At 63.8% G+C, this 17,184-nt stretch carries 17 protein-coding genes; 6 read left to right on the forward strand and 11 right to left on the reverse strand.

The features are described from left to right. The 9 genes from AC5Y47_RS22135 to AC5Y47_RS22175 form a co-directional block, all read right to left on the reverse strand. Nucleotides 1-553 (reverse strand): MlaD family protein (locus AC5Y47_RS22135; protein ID WP_499946398.1); only part of this gene is annotated, 553 nt, incomplete at its 3' end. Beyond that, complete coding sequence (locus AC5Y47_RS22140; protein ID WP_499946399.1) at nucleotides 554-1,867, reverse strand: MCE family protein; 1,314 nt, start codon at nucleotides 1,865-1,867, stop codon at nucleotides 554-556. It abuts the gene before it with no gap. Continuing rightward, complete coding sequence (locus tag AC5Y47_RS22145) at nucleotides 1,864-3,279, reverse strand: MCE family protein (protein ID WP_499946400.1); 1,416 nt, start codon at nucleotides 3,277-3,279, stop codon at nucleotides 1,864-1,866. The genes AC5Y47_RS22140 and AC5Y47_RS22145 overlap by 4 nt, the downstream gene beginning before the upstream one ends. A gap of 8 nt (nucleotides 3,280-3,287) precedes the next feature. Next, entirely contained in the window at nucleotides 3,288-4,406 is a 1,119-nt protein-coding gene (locus AC5Y47_RS22150) for an MCE family protein (protein ID WP_499946401.1), read from the reverse strand. Next, on the reverse strand, nucleotides 4,406-5,428 hold the full coding sequence (locus AC5Y47_RS22155; RefSeq protein WP_499946402.1) for an MCE family protein: 1,023 nt from the start codon (nucleotides 5,426-5,428) through the stop codon (nucleotides 4,406-4,408). Before AC5Y47_RS22155 ends, AC5Y47_RS22150 begins: the two co-directional genes overlap by 1 nt. Then, nucleotides 5,425-6,684, reverse strand: a complete 1,260-nt coding sequence (locus AC5Y47_RS22160; RefSeq protein ID WP_499946403.1) for an MCE family protein — start codon at nucleotides 6,682-6,684, stop codon at nucleotides 5,425-5,427. Before AC5Y47_RS22160 ends, AC5Y47_RS22155 begins: the two co-directional genes overlap by 4 nt. A gap of 22 nt (nucleotides 6,685-6,706) precedes the next feature. Further along, on the reverse strand, nucleotides 6,707-7,552 hold the full coding sequence (locus AC5Y47_RS22165) for an ABC transporter permease (RefSeq protein WP_499946404.1): 846 nt from the start codon (nucleotides 7,550-7,552) through the stop codon (nucleotides 6,707-6,709). 12 nt (nucleotides 7,553-7,564) lie between these two features. Further along, a complete protein-coding gene (locus AC5Y47_RS22170; RefSeq protein ID WP_499946405.1) occupies nucleotides 7,565-8,374 on the reverse strand; it encodes an MlaE family ABC transporter permease in 810 nt (269 codons plus the stop codon). A gap of 331 nt (nucleotides 8,375-8,705) precedes the next feature. After that, entirely contained in the window at nucleotides 8,706-9,911 is a 1,206-nt protein-coding gene (locus AC5Y47_RS22175; RefSeq protein ID WP_499946406.1) for a CaiB/BaiF CoA transferase family protein, read from the reverse strand. Nucleotides 9,912-10,368: 457 nt separating this feature from the next. On the opposite strand from AC5Y47_RS22175, the gene AC5Y47_RS22180 reads away from it, so the two are divergent. The 6 genes from AC5Y47_RS22180 to AC5Y47_RS22205 all read left to right on the forward strand — a co-directional run bounded on the left by AC5Y47_RS22180 (nucleotide 10,369) and on the right by AC5Y47_RS22205 (nucleotide 14,913). Then, the gene (locus AC5Y47_RS22180; RefSeq protein WP_499946407.1) at nucleotides 10,369-11,070 is read left to right on the forward strand and encodes an SDR family NAD(P)-dependent oxidoreductase; all 702 of its coding nucleotides are present in this window, start codon (nucleotides 10,369-10,371) and stop codon (nucleotides 11,068-11,070) included. Between the two features lie 16 nt (nucleotides 11,071-11,086). After that, on the forward strand, nucleotides 11,087-11,281 hold the full coding sequence (locus AC5Y47_RS22185) for a ferredoxin (protein ID WP_499946408.1): 195 nt from the start codon (nucleotides 11,087-11,089) through the stop codon (nucleotides 11,279-11,281). A gap of 20 nt (nucleotides 11,282-11,301) precedes the next feature. Further along, nucleotides 11,302-12,681 carry a cytochrome P450 gene (locus tag AC5Y47_RS22190; RefSeq protein ID WP_499946409.1) on the forward strand — a complete coding sequence of 460 codons (1,380 nt, stop codon included), beginning with the start codon at nucleotides 11,302-11,304 and terminating at the stop codon, nucleotides 12,679-12,681. Nucleotides 12,682-12,866: 185 nt separating this feature from the next. Then, nucleotides 12,867-13,265 carry a hypothetical protein gene (locus AC5Y47_RS22195; RefSeq protein WP_499946445.1) on the forward strand — a complete coding sequence of 133 codons (399 nt, stop codon included), beginning with the start codon at nucleotides 12,867-12,869 and terminating at the stop codon, nucleotides 13,263-13,265. A gap of 143 nt (nucleotides 13,266-13,408) precedes the next feature. Further along, nucleotides 13,409-14,287 (forward strand): Rv1363c family protein, encoded by an 879-nt coding sequence (locus AC5Y47_RS22200; RefSeq protein ID WP_499946410.1) that lies wholly within the window; start codon nucleotides 13,409-13,411, stop codon nucleotides 14,285-14,287. Then, nucleotides 14,284-14,913, forward strand: coding sequence for a hypothetical protein (locus AC5Y47_RS22205; RefSeq protein ID WP_499946411.1), 630 nt, complete (start codon nucleotides 14,284-14,286; stop codon nucleotides 14,911-14,913). The genes AC5Y47_RS22200 and AC5Y47_RS22205 overlap by 4 nt, the downstream gene beginning before the upstream one ends. Nucleotides 14,914-14,998: 85 nt before the next feature. Here the strand turns inward: AC5Y47_RS22205 and AC5Y47_RS22210 are convergent, their stop codons facing one another. Both AC5Y47_RS22210 and AC5Y47_RS22215 read right to left on the reverse strand, forming a co-directional pair. Continuing rightward, on the reverse strand, nucleotides 14,999-16,174 hold the full coding sequence (locus AC5Y47_RS22210) for an acyl-CoA dehydrogenase family protein (RefSeq protein WP_499946412.1): 1,176 nt from the start codon (nucleotides 16,172-16,174) through the stop codon (nucleotides 14,999-15,001). Further along, complete coding sequence (locus tag AC5Y47_RS22215; protein WP_499946413.1) at nucleotides 16,158-17,168, reverse strand: acyl-CoA dehydrogenase family protein; 1,011 nt, start codon at nucleotides 17,166-17,168, stop codon at nucleotides 16,158-16,160. Before AC5Y47_RS22215 ends, AC5Y47_RS22210 begins: the two co-directional genes overlap by 17 nt. Nucleotides 17,169-17,184: the final 16 nt, after the last annotated feature.

Here is a 17,184-nt window from a genome sequence, read left to right on the forward strand (position 1 = left end):
CGGATCCATTGAAACCCCGGAAGGTCTCGTCGAGCAATTGGCCGAGTTTGGTCTTCGGGATGCTGGTGACCAGAGCATTGACCTGCTCGAGCATCGGCCCCACCGGCTGCGGAATCGTCGCGTCGCGCACGCGGATCACCGACCCGTCGTGCAGGTAGGGCGGCGAATCGGTTTTGGGTCGCAAGTCCACGTACTGTTCGCCCACCGCGGAGACACTGAGCACATGCGCGCCGCACTGGTCCGGAGGACCGGGACGCTCTGGACAAGCTGTCATGTCCGCCGGGACCTTGGGTGACGTGCCAAGCGAGAGCGTCGCTTTCGCACCGGTCGGCGTCAACTCCACCGAGGTGACCTTGCCGAGTTGGACCCCACGGTAGGTCACATTGGCGAAGCGATACAGACCGCCGGCCGCGGGCAGCTCCAGCGTCACCGTGATCCGCCCGATGCCCAGCAGCATCGGCGCCTGGATGTAGAAGAGGACCATCGCGATCACGCCAATGGTCCCGACGATGGTGAAGATCGCCAGCTGGATCCGAACGAAGCGCGTCAGCATCTATCCGCCCCCTTCTCCCGGCGCTGGACCGGGACCCGGATTGGGCACCGGTGCCGCGGACGGCGGAGGCCCGGGCAGCGGCGCCGCAGCTGGCGGAGGTCCGGGCAACTGCGCCCCACCGGGCAGTGGTCCGGGCAGCGATGGGGAATATGGCGCCGGTCCCGGCAGCGCAGGAAGCGGAAGTGCCCCCGGATCGATCCACGGCGGCCTGATCGGGTTGTGCAACGGATCCAGTGTGTAATTCAAGTAGTACGGCTCCCCGGGCGCCGGTACCAGCGGCTGGTCCACCTGTCCGAAGCGGGTCCCCAACATCAGTCCCCGCTTGAGCCGTGGAATCGTGAGATCCAACTGGACATGCAGATTGAAGTAATCGCCCCGGACTGCACGGTCGACGAAGTTCTGGGTGAACGGGAACACGAAGCCCGCTGAGATCGCCGTGCCGAGTTCCGGCCCGACGTCGGCGAGCGCACGGATGGTCGGCTCCAGGTTCTGGAGATTCTTGACCAGGTCGGCCTGGGTGTCGTTGATCAGCCGGGTGGCGGTGTTGCTGAAGACGCGAAGCTTGTCCAGCGCGGTCGTCAGGCGTGGCCGCTCCCTGATCAGCACGTCGAGCGCGGGCGGAATCTTGCGCAGCGCTTCACTGAGAACGTCGCGTTGCCCGGCGAATGTGGCAGTCATCCGGTTCAGCGCCTGGATGGAGTCCACGATGTTGTTCCGCTGTTGGTCGAGTGTTCCGACGAACGTGTCGAGGCGGGTGAGCAGATCGCGTAAGGCGCCTTGTCGCCCGGACATGGCGACCGAGAAATTGTGGATGACCTCCCCGATCTGTCCCAGCCCCCCGCCGTTGACGACGGCCCCCAGTGACGACAGCGTCTGCTCTGTCGAGGGGTAGACCGACGAGCGGGTCAACGGGATGGTGGCTCCGGGCTGCAGCCGTCCGGTCCCCGATTCGCCGAGCGGTGTATTGAGCGCCAGATGCATCGACCCCAACAGGCTGGTCTGACCGACGCTGGCTACCACATTGGCCGGGACGACGACATCGCGCTGCACTGAGATCTCGACGTCGGCATGCCAGCCTTTCACCTTCATCGCCCCGACGCTGCCGACTACGACGTCGTTGATCATCACCGGCGAATTCGACTCCATTGTCCCGACATTGGGAAGTTCGACGTGGTAGATGTTGGCCCCGGGGCCACGTCCGACCGCGCCGGGCAGCGGTAGTGAATTCAGTCCGTGGAATGCGCATCCGGTCGCCGTCAACGCAACACAGCCGCCCACGGCGAGCACCCGCCGAACGCGGACCCGGGCGATCACGGTTGCGGCCCTTCGGCAGGCAGCAGCATTCCCGACACGGCCGGCGGCGGTGCTTGCATCGGTGTCGACGGCGGGGGCGGCATCGGCATCGCCAAACCCGGTATCCGCGGCGGCGGCTCGGCCCCCGGCCCGCCTACAGGATCACCCGGCAGGCCGGTGTAGGCCGACACCGCGGGAGGGATCTCCGGTGCTGTGGGCTTCGGTCCCGCGCCGCCGGGAGCCAGCCGCGGTTCGGTGTAGAGGATCTTCGAGGGGTCCACCGACTTCTGAATGAAGATGTTGATGGGGATGGGCAAACTGTTGAAGTTGAGCAGCCGCAACCCGGGACCGAGAAACAGCGAGCACAGCTTGCCCGATTCGGTAGAGGTGACGTTCTCGATGGAGCCGATTTGTGAGCAGCCCGGAATCGGCAACGGCAGCAACAAACCCGAAAACGTGGGATTCGCGAAGTTCATGATCCCGAACCCGCCCACGATGGTTCCGGTGTCGGCGTTGTAGTCGTTGAAGAAGTTGCCCAGCGCGTTCGGCGCACCGTGCAGAATGTTCTCCAAAGCCATGTGCTGATCCACCAAGGTCTGCGTGACGTTGGCCAACCGGGCGACCTGCTCGCTGGTCTGGTTGCGGGAGCCGGCGATGAACCGCTGCACCTCGCCGACCGCCGTCGACAGGTCGGTCAGGGCCGCGTCCAGTTCGGACTTGCTGTCGTTGACGACGCTGGTCAGCGTGGCCAGGCGGTCGTTGAATCGCATGATCTGGGTGTTGCTGTCGCGCAGCGCGGTGACGAAGGTCTGCAGATTTTTGATGATGTCGACGATGTTGCCGCTGCCGTTGGCGAGTATCCGGCCCACTCCGGATAGTTGGGCCAGCGCCTGCCGCAGCTTGTCGCCGTTGCCCTCGAGTGCGTTGGCGGCGCTGTCGATGAAACGGCCCACCGAAGTGCCTGATACGCCGCTGCGGGGTCCCAGATCCGTTGCCAGCCGCATCAACTGGGTTTTGACTTCGTCCCACTCGACGGGTACCGCGGTGCGGTTGACGGGTATCACTGCGCCGTCCGGCATGACCGGACCGCTGTTCCGGTAGGCGGGGGTGAGTTGCACATACCGGGCGGCCACCAGGTTCGAGGCGACGATGACCGCTTTGGCGTCCGCCGGAACGGGTACGCCGTGGTCGATCTCGAGGGTCATCCTGGTCTGTGATCCCTGCGGATCTATGGACTTGATGGTGCCGACTTTGACACCCGACACCCGCACCTCGTCACTGGGGTAGATCGCCGTGGCGGTGACGAAATATGCCGTGATGGTCTTCGGACCGAAAAACGTGTTGCGGATGACCATGCCCGCACCGGCCACGATGAGGCCCACCAGGACGACCGCCGTGACGACGATCAGCCTCCGGCGCGGGACGCGCGACATCTTCGACATCACTGCGAGCCGCCGATCCTGCCGCCGAGGGTACAGCCTGGGCACTCCGGAATGCTGTTGTACGGCCAGGGGAACAGCGACCGCGGAACCTGCGACGGGAAGCCGGGACCGCGATTGGTGTCGAAGTTGCGGAATCCCCAGAGGTAGTCAAGGAACGGTTGGAACAGTGGTGGCTGAAGGAGGTTCGGGACGAACGCCGAGTAGGCGTACATGCTGGAAATAGCCTCACCGACGGTGATCTGGAATTTGGCGAGACCCGGGAGCGCTTTGCTGATGTTGTCGCGGTTTTTTTCCAGCATGGCGGTCACCGAATTCAGCCTCTCCAGCGTCGGTGCCAATTTGCTCTCGTTTTCGTGTACCAACGCCGTGAGCTGTTTCGCCACCGCCGACGTGTTGGCCAGCAGGTCGACGATCTCCTGTCGGCGCGCCACCAATACTTGAAGCAGATCGTCGGCATTGAGTATGAGCTTGTTGACCTGTTGGCTGCGTTCGGACAGGACCCCGGTGACGTCGCTGGCACTCTTGAACAGCTCACTGAGGTTCTTGTTGCGGCCGTTGAGGGTCCGCGATAACCGGGTGAGCGAGTCGAAGGCGGGTCCTAATTTGGGTGCAATCTGGTCGAGCGTCGCGGCCAGCGTGTCCAAAGACTGGTTCAGCGTTGCGGTACTGGTCTCGCTAGTGTTCGTGGTCAATTCGCTGACCGCTTCGGTCAACGAGTAAGGCGAGGAGGTGCGCGAAGCGGGGATGACAGCATTCGGATTCATCGTGCCGCTGCCGGCGGACTCCAACGCCAGCATCCGCGCGCCCAGCAGCGTGTCGGTGCGGATGTGCGCGGTGGTCTCCGACCCGAGCAGGATGTTGCCCTTTATCGCGAAGGTCACCAGGGCGTCGCCGTTGCGCAGCGACACATCCGACACTGTGCCGACCTTGAGCCCGGACACCGTCACAGGGTTGCCCACCCCGAGGCCGCCGGCCTCTGAGAACAACGCCTTGTAGCGGACCGCCGTCGCCCACGAGGTCAACCGGTCCGGCGACAGGCCCACGAGGATGACCAGCACGATCAGGATCGCGCCGATGAATCCGGCCTTGATGAGCTCAGCTCCGCGATACTTGAGCATCAGGGTTCCGTGCACCTTCCAGCGTCTGACCTGAAGATCGGGGAAATCACCGTCTTGCCCTGCAGATCCGTGCCACGGAGTTCCAACTGGCAGAGGTAGTACGGGATGGTGGCGCCGGCTACTCCGAGTCGGACCAGTTTGCGATAGTTCTTCGGCGCCTTGGCGATTGCGGTGTCGAGGCGGTCCTTGTCGTCGTCGAGTATCGGCGCCAGCCGACTCAACTGGTCGATCGTGCCGGACAGCGATGGTCGCGCACTGCTCAGCAGATCGGCCAAGGAGGCGGTTCCGTTGTCCAACGCGTCGATGGCGGCGCCGAGGGTCTCACGGTCATTCGACAGCCCGCTGACAAGCCGCTCCAGGCGATCGATTGCGCCGGAGAACTTGGTGCCGTCCCGGGAAATCGTGGCGACCACGGTGTTCAGGTTGTCGATCAGTTGCTGCACGGTGTCGTCGTTGTCGGCCAATGCGTTCGAGAACGATGTCGTCTTGGCGAACAGCGAGTCGAGGGTTCCGCCCTGACCCTGGAAGACCTGGAGCAACGCCGAAGTCAGCGTGTTGACGTCCTGCGCATTCAGACCCTGGATGACGGGCCTCAATCCGCCGAGCAGCAGGTCGAGGTCCAGGGCCGGCGCGGTGCGGTCGACCGGAATCTGTGCATCGGCCGCCAGACGTCTGGGCGCGCCTGGGCCGTCGATGAGCTCCAGGTAGCGATCGCCGACCAGATTGAGGTAGCGGACCGCCACCCTGGTGCCTTCGGTGAGGACGATGTCGCGGTCCGCGTCGAATTTCACCACGACTTTCTTGTCCGAGCGCAGCGAGATGTCGCTGACGGTGCCGACCCGGATCCCGGCGACCCGCACCGTCTGACCCACTTTGAGACGCGACACGTCGTTGAACACCGCCGAATAGCTGGTGGTCGAGCCGGTCTGGTACTGGCCGAAGATGAAGAACAGGAACGCGGTCAACACCGCCATCACGACCCCGAAGATCGCGAACTTGATCAATGTGGCGCGCGTTCTCATCCGGGCTGTCCGATCTGAATGGAGTTGCGCGGCGGTCCCACGATCGGCCCGTACAACAGCTGTTTGAGGAGATCGGAGTTGATCAGCAGCTGCTGGTTTCCGTACACCACCGGGTTGGCACCGATATCTGTAATCAGTTGTGGCGGTGGGCTATTGAACGGCAGCTGCGGTAGGCCCAGGCACCGCGGACCGCCGGTCGCCGCGACCTTGGGCAAGTTCACCGGGTATCGATAACGCTCGGCTCCCCAGGTGAGGCTGGCCGTGATGTTGATGCTCGGCTCCGACAACGGCGGACCGTGTGCAATCCGGATGAGTCCGCCGAGGCCGCAGGTGAGCGCCTCGTGGTACTCGTTGGTCAGATCGGTCGTCGGCACCAACAGGTGCATCACATTCGTCAGCGGCTGACGGTTCGTCGACAAGACTTCGTTGCCGATGTCGGCAAGGCCGATCGCGCTGATCAGTAATGCATCCAGGTTGTGCTGCTCCTCGACGATCGACTGACTGATCCGGTTCGTGTTGGCCACGGTTCTCACCAGCTCTGGCGCCGCATCGGCGTAGGCGTTGGACACCACCGGCAGCACCGCGAGGTCATGATTCAACGCGGGAAGGCTCGGCTCGAGCTTGGCCAGAAACGAATCCAGGTCCACCAACGATTGGCCGAGTTGTGCGCCCCGCCCACTGAATGCTTTGGCCAGCGCGCCCAGGGACTCGTTGAGCTTTGCCGGGTCGATCTGGTCCAGCACCGAAACCAGTTGCTGGAATACGGTGTTGATCTCGACCATGACGTGCTGGCCCGTCAGCCTCTGGCCGGCATGTAGCCGCTGGGCCGAAGGCTCGGCGGGTTCTATCAGTTGGACGGACTTGGCGCCGAACACCGTCGACGAGGCGATGTCGACGAGCACGTTGGCGGGAATGTATTTCAACGATGACGGGAACATCGCCAAGTGGAGCGCGGCCTTGCCGTCTGGCAGCGCCTCTATCGAGTCGACTTTGCCTACCGGTACGCCACGCAAAGTGACCCGCGCGTCCGGGTTCATCACCAGGCCGGCACGTTGCGACACCACTGTCACGGGTACCGATTCGGTGAGTCCCCCCTGGAACAGCGTTACAGCGAAGGTGATTATCCCGAGAATCAACAAGATGGTGGCAACGCCGAGTAACGGGCGGACATAGTTGCGCGGCTTCGGCCGGCCTGAACTGTGCGACCTGCCGCGCGCGCTCGGCGCGCCGCGACCCGACGGCGTCTTTGTGGTCACTCCTTCACCTCCCCACCATTCGCTATCCAGACAGATTGAAGTTGCCGTTGGAGCCGTAGACCGACAGTGAAACCAGCAGCGTCACCGATACCACGACGATCAGCGAGGTGCGGACCGCGTTGCCGGTTGCGGTACCCACACCGGATGGTCCGCCCGATGCGAAAAACCCGTAGTAGGTGTGGATCAACAGGATGGTCAGCGCCATCAGGGTGGCCTGTAAGAACGACCACAACAAGTCGTACGGGTTCAGGAAAGTGTCGAAGTAATGGCTGTACAAGCCCGCTGACTGGCCGAGCAGAAACACGGTGGTGAACTGGCTGGCGACAAATGACAGCGCCACCGCAATGGCGTACAGCGGCGTGATCGCCATCATGCCGGCCAGGATTCTGGTGCTCACCAGGTACGCGACGGGTCGGATGGCCATGGCTTCCAACGCATCGACCTCTTCGTTGATGCGCATGGCGCCCAGCTGGGCGGTCACCCCGGCGCCGAACGTTGCCGCCAGGCCGATTCCCGCGACCACCGGCGCTGCGATACGCACGTTGATGAATGCGGACAGAAAGCCGGTCAGCGCCTCGATGCCGATGTTGCCCAGCGAGCTGTACCCCTGGACGGCCAGCGTGCCACCGGTCGCCAGCGTCAGGAACCCGACGATCACGACAGTTCCGCCGATCATCGCCAGAGTTCCTGCGCCCATACTGATCTCGGCGATCAGACGGATCACTTCGCTTCGATAATGAGTGGCCGCAAAGGGAATGGCACCAAGCGCCTTGCCGTAGAACGCAGTGTGGTCGCCGAGACGCCCCATCAACGCAACCGGCTTGTCCAGTTGCTTTGACAGTCGCGGATATACGGCCCTCAGCGTCACCCTGGTGTGCCCCTACTTCCCTGACACCTTGATGCCTATGGCGGTGACGACGACGTTCACGACGAACAGGGACATGAACGCGTATACGACGGTTTCGTTGACGGCGTTGCCGACCGCCTTGGCGCCTCCGCCGCTTATCGACAACCCTCGATAACAAGCCACGGCACCCGCGATCAGGCCGAAAAGCGCTGCCTTGACGCAAGAAATGATGACTTCGGGTACCCCGGTCAACAGCGTGATGCCCGCGGCGAAAGCGCCGGGATTGACGTCTTGGACGAAGACCGAAAAGATGTAACCCCCGACGACGCCGATGATGACCACCAGACTGTTCAGCAGCAACGCGACCAGCCCTGAGGCCAGCATCCGTGGTGTCACCAACCGTTGCACCGGGTTGATGCCCAATACCTCCATCGCGTCTATTTCCTCGCGGATGGTCCGAGAACCCAGGTCCGCGCACATCGCCGTGGCGCCCGCGCCGGCAACGATCAGCACCGTGACCATCGGCCCCACTTGCGTGACGGCACCGAAAGCCGCACCGGCACCGGACAGGTCCGCGGCCCCCAATTCGCGCAACAGGATGTTCAGGATGAAGCTGACCAGGACGGTGAACGGAATAGCCACCAGCAACGTCGGAAGCAGCGATACGCGGGCCACGAACCAAGACTGTTCGATGAACTCGCGGCCCTGGAAGGGCCGACGGAACAGAAACCTGACCGCGTCGCGTGTCATCGCGAACAACGCTCCGACCGCCTGCATCGGCCCAGCCAGACTGCTGGGCAACGACACACCAGGCGACCACCGATCGGTGCCCCCACTCGCCATCGGCGTCACCCCCCGTCGGCTTCGTGAGTCCTAGACATCTCGCAACCCCTGAGCGAAATGCTTGGCGAATTGCGGTATCTCAGCTTCCAGCTGGCATTCCTACTCACGCCAGTCCTCCGTTCTGTCGCGTGAGTTGGCGCTTCCGGCCACGTTGGCCTCCCGGGCCTCAATGTCTCGGAGCGTTTGGCGATTATGACTCATATCACGCCCGGTGGGAATGGAAAACGAAGAACCGTTATTTGAGAACGTTGGTCTCGAAACCAGGTGCAAGTCAGGCAAGAAATCGGCAGAGGGACTGAGCATCTCGGGCATCACGACTTGCATCTACTTCTTAGGTAACCGCACCAGCGGTCTTGAGTTCGATGATCCGATCCCAGTCGAGTCCGAGTTCCAACAGGATCTCATCGGTCTGCTCGGCAAATCCAGGTGCCGGACCGGTCTGCGGTGCGGTGACGTCGAACTGCACCGGGTTGGCCACGAGCTCGAGTTCGCCTGCGCGCACGATGTATTCGTTCGCCCGGATCTGCGCATCTTCGGCCGCTTGCAGTGTGTCCTGCACCGGCGCCCAGGGACCCGCGAGCGTCGCGAAGCGTTCGCTCCACTCGGCAAGGGTGCGTGTTGCAATGACTTTGGTCAAGATCTCGACGGCTTCTGCTGTATTCGCAGCAATTTTTTCAGCATCAGCAAATCGCGGGTCGTCTGCCAGTTCCGGGCGGTCGATGTGCTGGCACACGTCGGCCCAGAACTTGCCGGGCTGCATCATCACCAGGGAGATGTATCGGTTGTCGGCGGTCGGATACACCCCCACCAGAGGATTGACCGGCGAGCCGTGGATGCCGGGCGGCGGCGACATCATCAGTTGCCCTAGATGTTTCGTCAACGCCACGGTGTGCCCCAGCGACCACAGCCCACTGCCCAGCAGCGATACATCGACGACGGACGGTTCGCCGGTGCGCTCGCGTTTCAGCAGTGCCGCGGCGATGCCACCGGCGAGGTTGGTGCCCGAGATGGTGTCGCCATAGGCGGGCCCGGGCGGATTGATCATGCCGTCGTAACCCATCGGGGTGATCGTCGCGGCGGTCCCGGCCCGGCACCAGAAAGCGGTCATGTCATAGCCGCCCTTGACGGCCTCCGCGCCGCGCGGGCCGAGCGCACTACCGCGGGCATAGACGATGGTCGGGTTGACCGCGCGAATGTCCTCCACGTCGATGCCGAACTTCTGCCGGTGCTCGGGCAGGAAGCTGGTCAGAAACACGTCGGAGCGGCGGGCGAGCTCATAGAGCACTTCCCTGCCTTCGGGCACCGACATATCCAGCCCGATGCTGCGCTTACCGCGATTCGCGTGCTCGATGTTGGGGTTGGGGTCGCCCTCGACCCGCAGCATTCCGGTCTGGCGCAGGCCGCGCTGCGGATCCCCGGTGATCGCGTGCTCGACTTTGACCACTTCGGCGCCCCACTCGGCGAGCACCGCGCCGGCCGATGGCACGAAGCCGTACATGGCTACTTCGAGCACCCGCATGCCTTCGAGCGGTCTCATGCCGCCGCTGCTTCCAGGGAAGGCATCGCGGGACCGAAGCCGGGGTCTGCAGCCAGAAACGCCGACCCGCCCGCAAGGAGTAGACCGCCGGTCAACCTCCCCGCCCTGGTGCCCTTCGCCGTGGACCGCGCTGACATGGTGAGCCCCTCGGGTGTCGACCTCGCCGCTTCCGACGTGGTGCCGGTCACGATAATTTCATTCTCATCCCCGGCGAATCTTACATTCGGTGGGCCAGAACTCAAGAAAGAATCGAGACGCGATTGACCTGCAGAACAGCTGAGCGGTCGCCCAAAGGTACTCTCGACACCTGTCTAGTCGCTGGTTGGCTAGGGTATTCCGATCCACTTGCAGGCGCCGTTGACCCGAGAGTACGATTCTCATAATTGCAAGGGAGATTCTTTGTGACTGAGACGGCAGCGCGCCAAGGGCTTCTGAAGTTGCTGCGCGAGGATGCCCGGTGAAGACCGCGGTGGTGACGGGCGGCGGGTCCGGTATCGGATTGGCCGTCGTCAAACGCCTGCGCGCCGACGGCCTGAACGTCGCGGCAATCGATCTCAAACCGTCCGAGGATGACTTGGGCTTTACCGCCGACGTCACCGACCGCTCGCAGGTGGACGAGGCGCTGTCGGCAATCCGCGACCGACTCGGCCCGGTGACGATCCTGGTCAACGCCGCCGGCCTGGACGGATTCAAGCGCTTTACCAATATCACCTTCGAGGATTGGCAGAAGGTGATCAACGTCAACCTCCATGGCGTGTTCCACACCATCCAGGCGGTATTGCCGGACATGGTGGAAGCCGGATGGGGACGCATCGTCAACATCTCGTCGTCGAGCACCCATTCGGGCACCCCCTATATGTCGCACTACGTGGCGGCGAAGTCCGCCGTCAACGGCCTCACCAAGTCATTGGCACTCGAGTACGGCCCGAGCGGCATCACCGTCAACGCGGTGCCACCGGGCTTCATCGACACGCCGATGCTGCGCAGCGCCGAGGCGAACGGGTTCCTGGGCGACATCGAGCAGAACATCGCCAGGACGCCAGTACGCCGGATCGGCAAGCCGGAAGACATCGCCTCGGCATGTGCCTTTCTGATCTCCGAGGAGGCCGGTTACATCACTGGCCAGATCCTGGGAGTCAACGGCGGTCGGAACACCTGAGCAAGGAGGAGAAGCGATGAAAGTTCGGGTCGATTCTGAACGCTGCCAGGGTCACACGTTGTGCTCGATGATCGCGCCGGACTCGTTTGAACTCAGCGACCTCGACGGCAGCGCGTCGGCAGTCAGCGAAGAGGTACCCGAGGATCAGCTGGACCAGGTACGAGAAGCCGCCCAGTCCTGCCCGGAGCAGGCCATCATCCTGACCGACTAAAGGCTAAGGGAGACAGCGCTTTGAGTGTGGATGACAATGTTGATGAGTTAGTTACCACCGACGGTGCCCGCAAGAAGAACCGATATCACTTCGATCGGCACTCGCCGGAATACCGGTCGCAATTCAAGTCGATCACCGAGGAAATGCACGCCAAGTGCCCCATGGCATGGACCGACACCTACGGCGGGCACTGGGTCGCCGCCGGCAGCAACGAGGTATTCGAACTCGCCCGCTGCCCGGCGGTCTCCAACGACCACGACATCCATGGCGAACGGCGTGGCTACAAGGGCATTTCTATTCCGACCGCCAGTCGCGTGAGCGCTGTCCGGGGCGGCATCCTGGAAATGGACGACCCCGAACACCGCACTTACCGGACCGTATTGAACCCATATCTGTCCCCGGCAGCGGTCAAGCGCTGGGTACCCTTCGTCGACGACGTCACCCGCGCCTGCCTGGATGAGAAGATCGAGTCCGGCCACATCGATTTCGTCGACGATCTGGCCAACATCGTGCCCGCGGTCCTTACACTGGCGATGCTGGGAATCCCGCTCGAGAAGTGGAAGATGTACAGCGAGCCGGTGCACGCCGCCGTCTACACCCCGGAGCACTCCCCCGACATCGAGCGCGTCACCGCGATGCATCGGGAGATGGGGCTCGACATGGTCAACAACATGCTCGAGATCCGCGAGAATCCGCGACCCGGCATCGTCAACGGACTGCTGCAGATGCGGATCGACGACGAGCCGGCACCGGATCTGGAGATCCTCGGCAACCTGGGCCTGGTTATCGGCGGCGGCTTCGACACCACGACGGCGTTGACCGCCCACTCGCTGGAATGGCTTTCGGAGCACCCTGACGAGCGAAAACGCCTGCACGACAACCTCGATACTCTGCTCGACCCAGCGACCGAGGAGTTCCTGCGCTTCTTCACCCCCGCCCCCGGCGACGGCCGGACATTTTCCGACGATGTCGAAGTCAACGGGCACGAGTTCAAAGAAGGCGAGCGACTGTGGATCTCGTGGGCCATGGCCAATCGCGACCCGTCGGTCTTCGCCGAACCGGACACGGTCGTACTCGACCGTAAAGGCAACCGACACTTCAGCTTCGGGATCGGGGTGCACCGCTGCGTCGGATCCAACGTGGCGCGTACCGTCTTCAAGTCGATGCTGACCGCGGTCTTACACCGGATGCCGGACTACCGCTGTGATCCCGACGGGGCGGTCCACTACGAAAGCATCGGGGTCATCCAAGGCATGCGCCACCTGCCGGCCACCTTCACCCCTGGCCGCAAGGTCGGCGCCGGCCTGGAGGAGACACTGGATAAGCTGCAACGTATTTGCGAAGAGCAGGAATTGGCCCGCCCGGTCACCGAGCGCAAAGAAGCCGCGGTCATCGTTTGAGCTGCCTCACCCTCCGACATCTCGCTGTCCACCTGGAAGCGGGTCCGTTGACGAGCGCGATTTTTCGGAGTAGGCGTGGGCAGCGTGGCCGCGCTCTATATTCAGTCCGAGCGCGTGCACTACGGATCGGAGACGCATCGGTGAAGACTTTCGCAGTAACCCACGCGCTTGCCCTGCTGATCGCCATGGCCGCAGTGACTCTTACGCCGACCGCTCACGCGGACATGCTGGTCGGCACCTACATGGCGAACACGGACCGGGATCGCGGCCACAACTGGCTTTGGGCGGTCCGGCCGTGCATCAGTCGCGCACCGGGATGCCTGACCATCGGCGGAATACCACAACCCAACGGGCAAGCGGCGTGGTACCAGGCAGATGCTCACCTGTCCAACGGCCGCTACACCATGGCGGTCGATGTGCCGGATGGTGTGCGCTGCGTGGTCCAGTTCCTTCCGTCGCATGATGTCTATTCGTGGGATGAAGCTACCTTGAGCGGTGAGCTGGTCACCACCTACGACACCGGCTGCGGGGGCAGCCCGGGGGGCACAGACACTTATCCGTTCACGCTGGTGCGATGGGGGTAGCCGCGAACGCCATACCCTGCGGGAACCGATTCCCGTGCTGAAACCGGGTAGACGCACATGCCAGCCCGATCGTCTCTCGATGGGCGCTCTTTCGACCGCGAATGTGCAGGAATGCCAATAACAGTGATACCGGAGTTCAGTCGATGCCGAAGGTGAAGCTCGGGAAGCTCGAGGGTGAAGCGAAGCCACCCCCGGAAGATTCGGCCACATCGAAGGCCGATGCGATGGCGTTGCTCGAGGAAGCCGAGGCAGAGGCCGCCGAAGCCGAAGCGTTAGCCGCCGCCGCTCGTGCGCGTGCCCGCGCCGCCCGGCTACGGCGCGAAATGCTGGCGAGCGACGAGACCGCCGAAGCCGAAACCACCCAAGCCGAGGCCGGCACCGCCGAAGCCGAGGTCGAGACTACCGACGCCGAGTTGGAAGCCGAGGCCACCGAAGCCGACCGGGACGCGAAAGATGGAGAAGAGTCCGGTCCGGAGGGCGACGAGGCGCTCGAAGCTGCGGAGCCGGTATCGCGGCGGGCTCGGCTGGCACGCCGGTTGCCTTCGCTGTCAACGGTTTTCAGAGTAATCGCGATCATCCTCAGCTGCGCATTCGTCGGCGTCAGCGGTTGCATCCTTTGGTACGAACATGACGCCGCCACGCGACAGCAGCGGGCAGCGAACTTCGTCGCCGGAGCGAAGCAGGGCGTCGTCAACATGACCTCCTTGGACTTCAATCACGCCAAGGAAGACGTCCAGCGGTTGCTCGACAGCTCCACCGGCGAGTTCAAAGACGACTTTCAGCAGCGTGCAAAGGATTTCGTGTCGGTGGTCGAGCAGTCCAAAGTGGTCACCCAGGGCACCATAAACGCAACGGCCGTCGAATCCATGGAAGAGCATTCGGCATCGGTATTGGTCGCGGCGACATCGCGAATCACCAACGCCGCGGGCGCCAAGGACGAACCACGCGTGTGGCGGCTCCGGGTGACCGTGACCGAAGAAGGCGGACAGTTCAAAATGTCGAAGTTGGAGTTCGTCGCGTGACCAGTGAAGACCGCGAAAGTCGTCTGACCCCCGAAAGCACCGACACCGCAGAGGTTGTCGACGGCGATGCGGAGGCAACCGAAGATGAGGTCGCCGACAAATCAAAAAAGCGCGAACAACGTGACCGGGCGCCGAGGCTGCGCAAGGTCAACGTCGTCACCGTGGCCCTGGTTTTGCTTCTGCTGACATCCGCCGGCGTGGCGACATGGTTGTATTTCGCGCGCTATCAGCCGAACCGACAGACCGACCGTAGCGTCGCCCAGACCGTCGTGACCGCGGCATCAGAGGGAACAGTTGCGCTGCTCTCCTACTCACCCGAGTCGCTGGACAAAGACTTTGCCAATGCCAAGTTGCACCTCTCCGGGGATTTCCTGTCTTACTACAACCAATTCACCGAGCAGATCGTGGCTCCGGCGGCGAAAGAAAAGTCGCTGAAAACTACCGCCCACGTGGTCCGGGCCGCCGTGTCGGAGTTGCACCCGGATTCAGCGGTGGTGCTGGTGTACGTCGACCAGAGCACCACGAGCAAGGACAGGCCCGATCCTTTGATGACGGCCAGCAGCGTGTTGGTGAGCTTGATCCGGGTCAATGGCAGCTGGCTGATCACCAAGTTCGACCCGGTCTAGCCTCGCGATCACCCGCGAGCAGACGCAAAAGCCCCCATTTCGTGCCGAAATGAGGGGCTTTTGCGTCTGCTCGCGGGAGGTGCCCCTAACCCCTTGGGAGGCCGAGTACCCGCTGGGCGATGATGTTGCGCTGAATCTCCGAGGTGCCCCCGGCGATGGTGCCGGAGAAGCTGCGCGCGTAGCGCTCGAACCAACTCGCGAAATAGTGGTCGAGGTTCATCGGCGCGTACGGCCCGGTCAACCCAGGATGAACGAGCCCGTCGCCGCCCGCGGCCGCCAACGCATACTCGGAGATCCGCAATTCGGCTTCGGAGCCAAGGAGTTTCAGCACCGAGATCGCCGACGTGTCGTCCTCACCGCGCGACGCGCGGGCCAGCGCGACCGAGCCCAGCAGACGCAGCGCCTGCTTGTCCATGATCGTGGACGCGTACTGGTCGCGGTCCAGTGCCGACGTGGGCCGGAAGTCGGTGAGCATGTTGTCCATCCGGTCGGCGAAACCCAGCCACATCATCGTGCGTTCGTGCCCGAGCGAACCGTTGGCCACCCGCCAGCCCTGGTTGAGTTCGCCGACCAGATTTTCCGCGGGCACTTTGACGTCAGTGAAGAACACCTCGTTGAAGTCCAGGTCGTCGGCGGCGCAGACCGACGGGAAAGGCCGGCACACCACGCCCTCGGTGTCGGTGGGGATCACCAATGCGCTGATGCCCTTGTGTTTTGGTGCGTCGGGGTCGGTGCGGACGAACGCCAGCAGGACGTCGGCGTCGTGCGCACCGGACGTCCACACCTTTTGCCCGTTGACCACGAAGTGGTCACCGTCGAGCACCGCCCGGGTACGCAGCGATGCCAGGTCCGAGCCCGCGCTCGGCTCGCTCATGCCCAGTGACGCGGTGATCTCCGCGCGCAGGATCGGCACCGCCCAACGCTGCTTCTGCTCGTCGTTGCCGAACGAAATCAGCGATGCCGCAACGATATTCACGCCCTGGGGGTTCAGGCTGTGGTAGATGCGGCGCCGGCACAGCTCCTCGAGGTACACGTACTGCTGCAGCACGCTCGCATTGCGTCCACCGAACTCCGGGGGTTGGGTGGGCAGCAGCCAACCGTTGTCGAACAGCAGGCGTTGCCACCGCCGCGCCCATTCCGGCATGTGTGACACCGAGCGTGGCCGCTCCACGGTTTCGCTTGCGTCCGGCAGGTTTTCGTCCAGGAACGCCGAGAACTCCGCGCGGAACTGCTCGACGTCGGAATCAAAAGTCAGCTGCACGGTACTCCTCGGCGATCTGGGCTCGATGCTCCGCCGCGCCACCGAGCATCAGTTCTCCCGCCTTGGCCCGCTTGAGCGCGAACTGCACGTCGTTCTCCCAGGTGAATCCCATGGCGCCGTGCAGCTGCAAGCCGTGCCGGAACACCAGCGACTGGCACTCACCGGCCGACGCCTTGGCCATCGCTGCGGCCAACCGCCGCCGCGGGTCGTCGGCGGAGATGGTCAGTGCGGCGAAGTAGGACAGCGCTCGGGCCCGCTGCACCGCGACGTGCATGTCGGCCGCCTTGTGCTGCACGGCCTGGAACGAGCCGATGGGAACTCCGAACTGATGGCGGCTGCGGACATGCTCGAGCACCATGTCCAGGATGCGTTGGCAGGCACCGACCATCGTGATGGCCATTCCGGTCAGCGCGACGTGACGCGCGCGCTCGGCGTCGACGGCCAGACGGTCGCTGTCGGGGACCCGGACCTGGTGGAAGGACAGGTCCGCCACATGCAGGACGGGATCGAAGACCGACTCGCGCCGCGCAGTGAGTTGAGCGGCATCGGTCAGGAAGACTCCGGCCTCGGTCACCACCGCCACCCGCTCCACCCGGTCGCCGTCCAGCACGTGCCGGGCGGTGCCGTCCAGCACCCAGCCCTCGGCATCGCGGCGCGCCGAAACCCCGCTGTACACCGCCGTTCCGGACTGATTCGGGTCGAAGCGGTCCCCCGCCAGCGGCGCGAACTGACTCATGGTCGCCAGGAACGGGGTCGGGTCGGTGGCGTGGCCGAGCTCTTCGACCACGATGGCCAGCTCGACGGCGCTGTCCTGCTCGTTCAGCTCGGTCCAGCCGAGCTCCCGGTACAGCTTCCACAAGGGTCCCCAGATGGGCTCGGTGTCGGCATCCTCTTCCGCCACGCTGCGCACCAGCGACGGCGGACATTGCTTGGTGACGACATCGCGCACCGTGTCCTGCCACAGCCGCTGATCAGCATCGAACTCCAAGAGCATCGCGGGGCGCCTCCCG

The sequence above is a fragment of the Mycobacterium sp. NGS22 genome (genome assembly GCF_059813095.1).

Excerpts from the sequence above, each read along its gene's own strand:
- AC5Y47_RS22145 (WP_499946400.1), bottom strand. The coding sequence starts at position 3,279 with ATGTCGCGCGTCCCGCGCCGGAGGCTGATCGTCGTCACGGCGGTCGTC.
- AC5Y47_RS22200 (WP_499946410.1), top strand. The coding sequence starts at position 13,409 with ATGCCGAAGGTGAAGCTCGGGAAGCTCGAGGGTGAAGCGAAGCCACCC.
- AC5Y47_RS22175 (WP_499946406.1), bottom strand. The coding sequence starts at position 9,911 with ATGAGACCGCTCGAAGGCATGCGGGTGCTCGAAGTAGCCATGTACGGC.
- AC5Y47_RS22155 (WP_499946402.1), bottom strand. The coding sequence starts at position 5,428 with ATGAGAACGCGCGCCACATTGATCAAGTTCGCGATCTTCGGGGTCGTG.
- AC5Y47_RS22170 (WP_499946405.1), bottom strand. The coding sequence starts at position 8,374 with ATGGCGAGTGGGGGCACCGATCGGTGGTCGCCTGGTGTGTCGTTGCCC.
- AC5Y47_RS22215 (WP_499946413.1), bottom strand. The coding sequence starts at position 17,168 with ATGCTCTTGGAGTTCGATGCTGATCAGCGGCTGTGGCAGGACACGGTG.
- AC5Y47_RS22195 (WP_499946445.1), top strand. The coding sequence starts at position 12,867 with ATGGCCGCAGTGACTCTTACGCCGACCGCTCACGCGGACATGCTGGTC.
- AC5Y47_RS22185 (WP_499946408.1), top strand. The coding sequence starts at position 11,087 with ATGAAAGTTCGGGTCGATTCTGAACGCTGCCAGGGTCACACGTTGTGC.
- AC5Y47_RS22150 (WP_499946401.1), bottom strand. The coding sequence starts at position 4,406 with ATGCTCAAGTATCGCGGAGCTGAGCTCATCAAGGCCGGATTCATCGGC.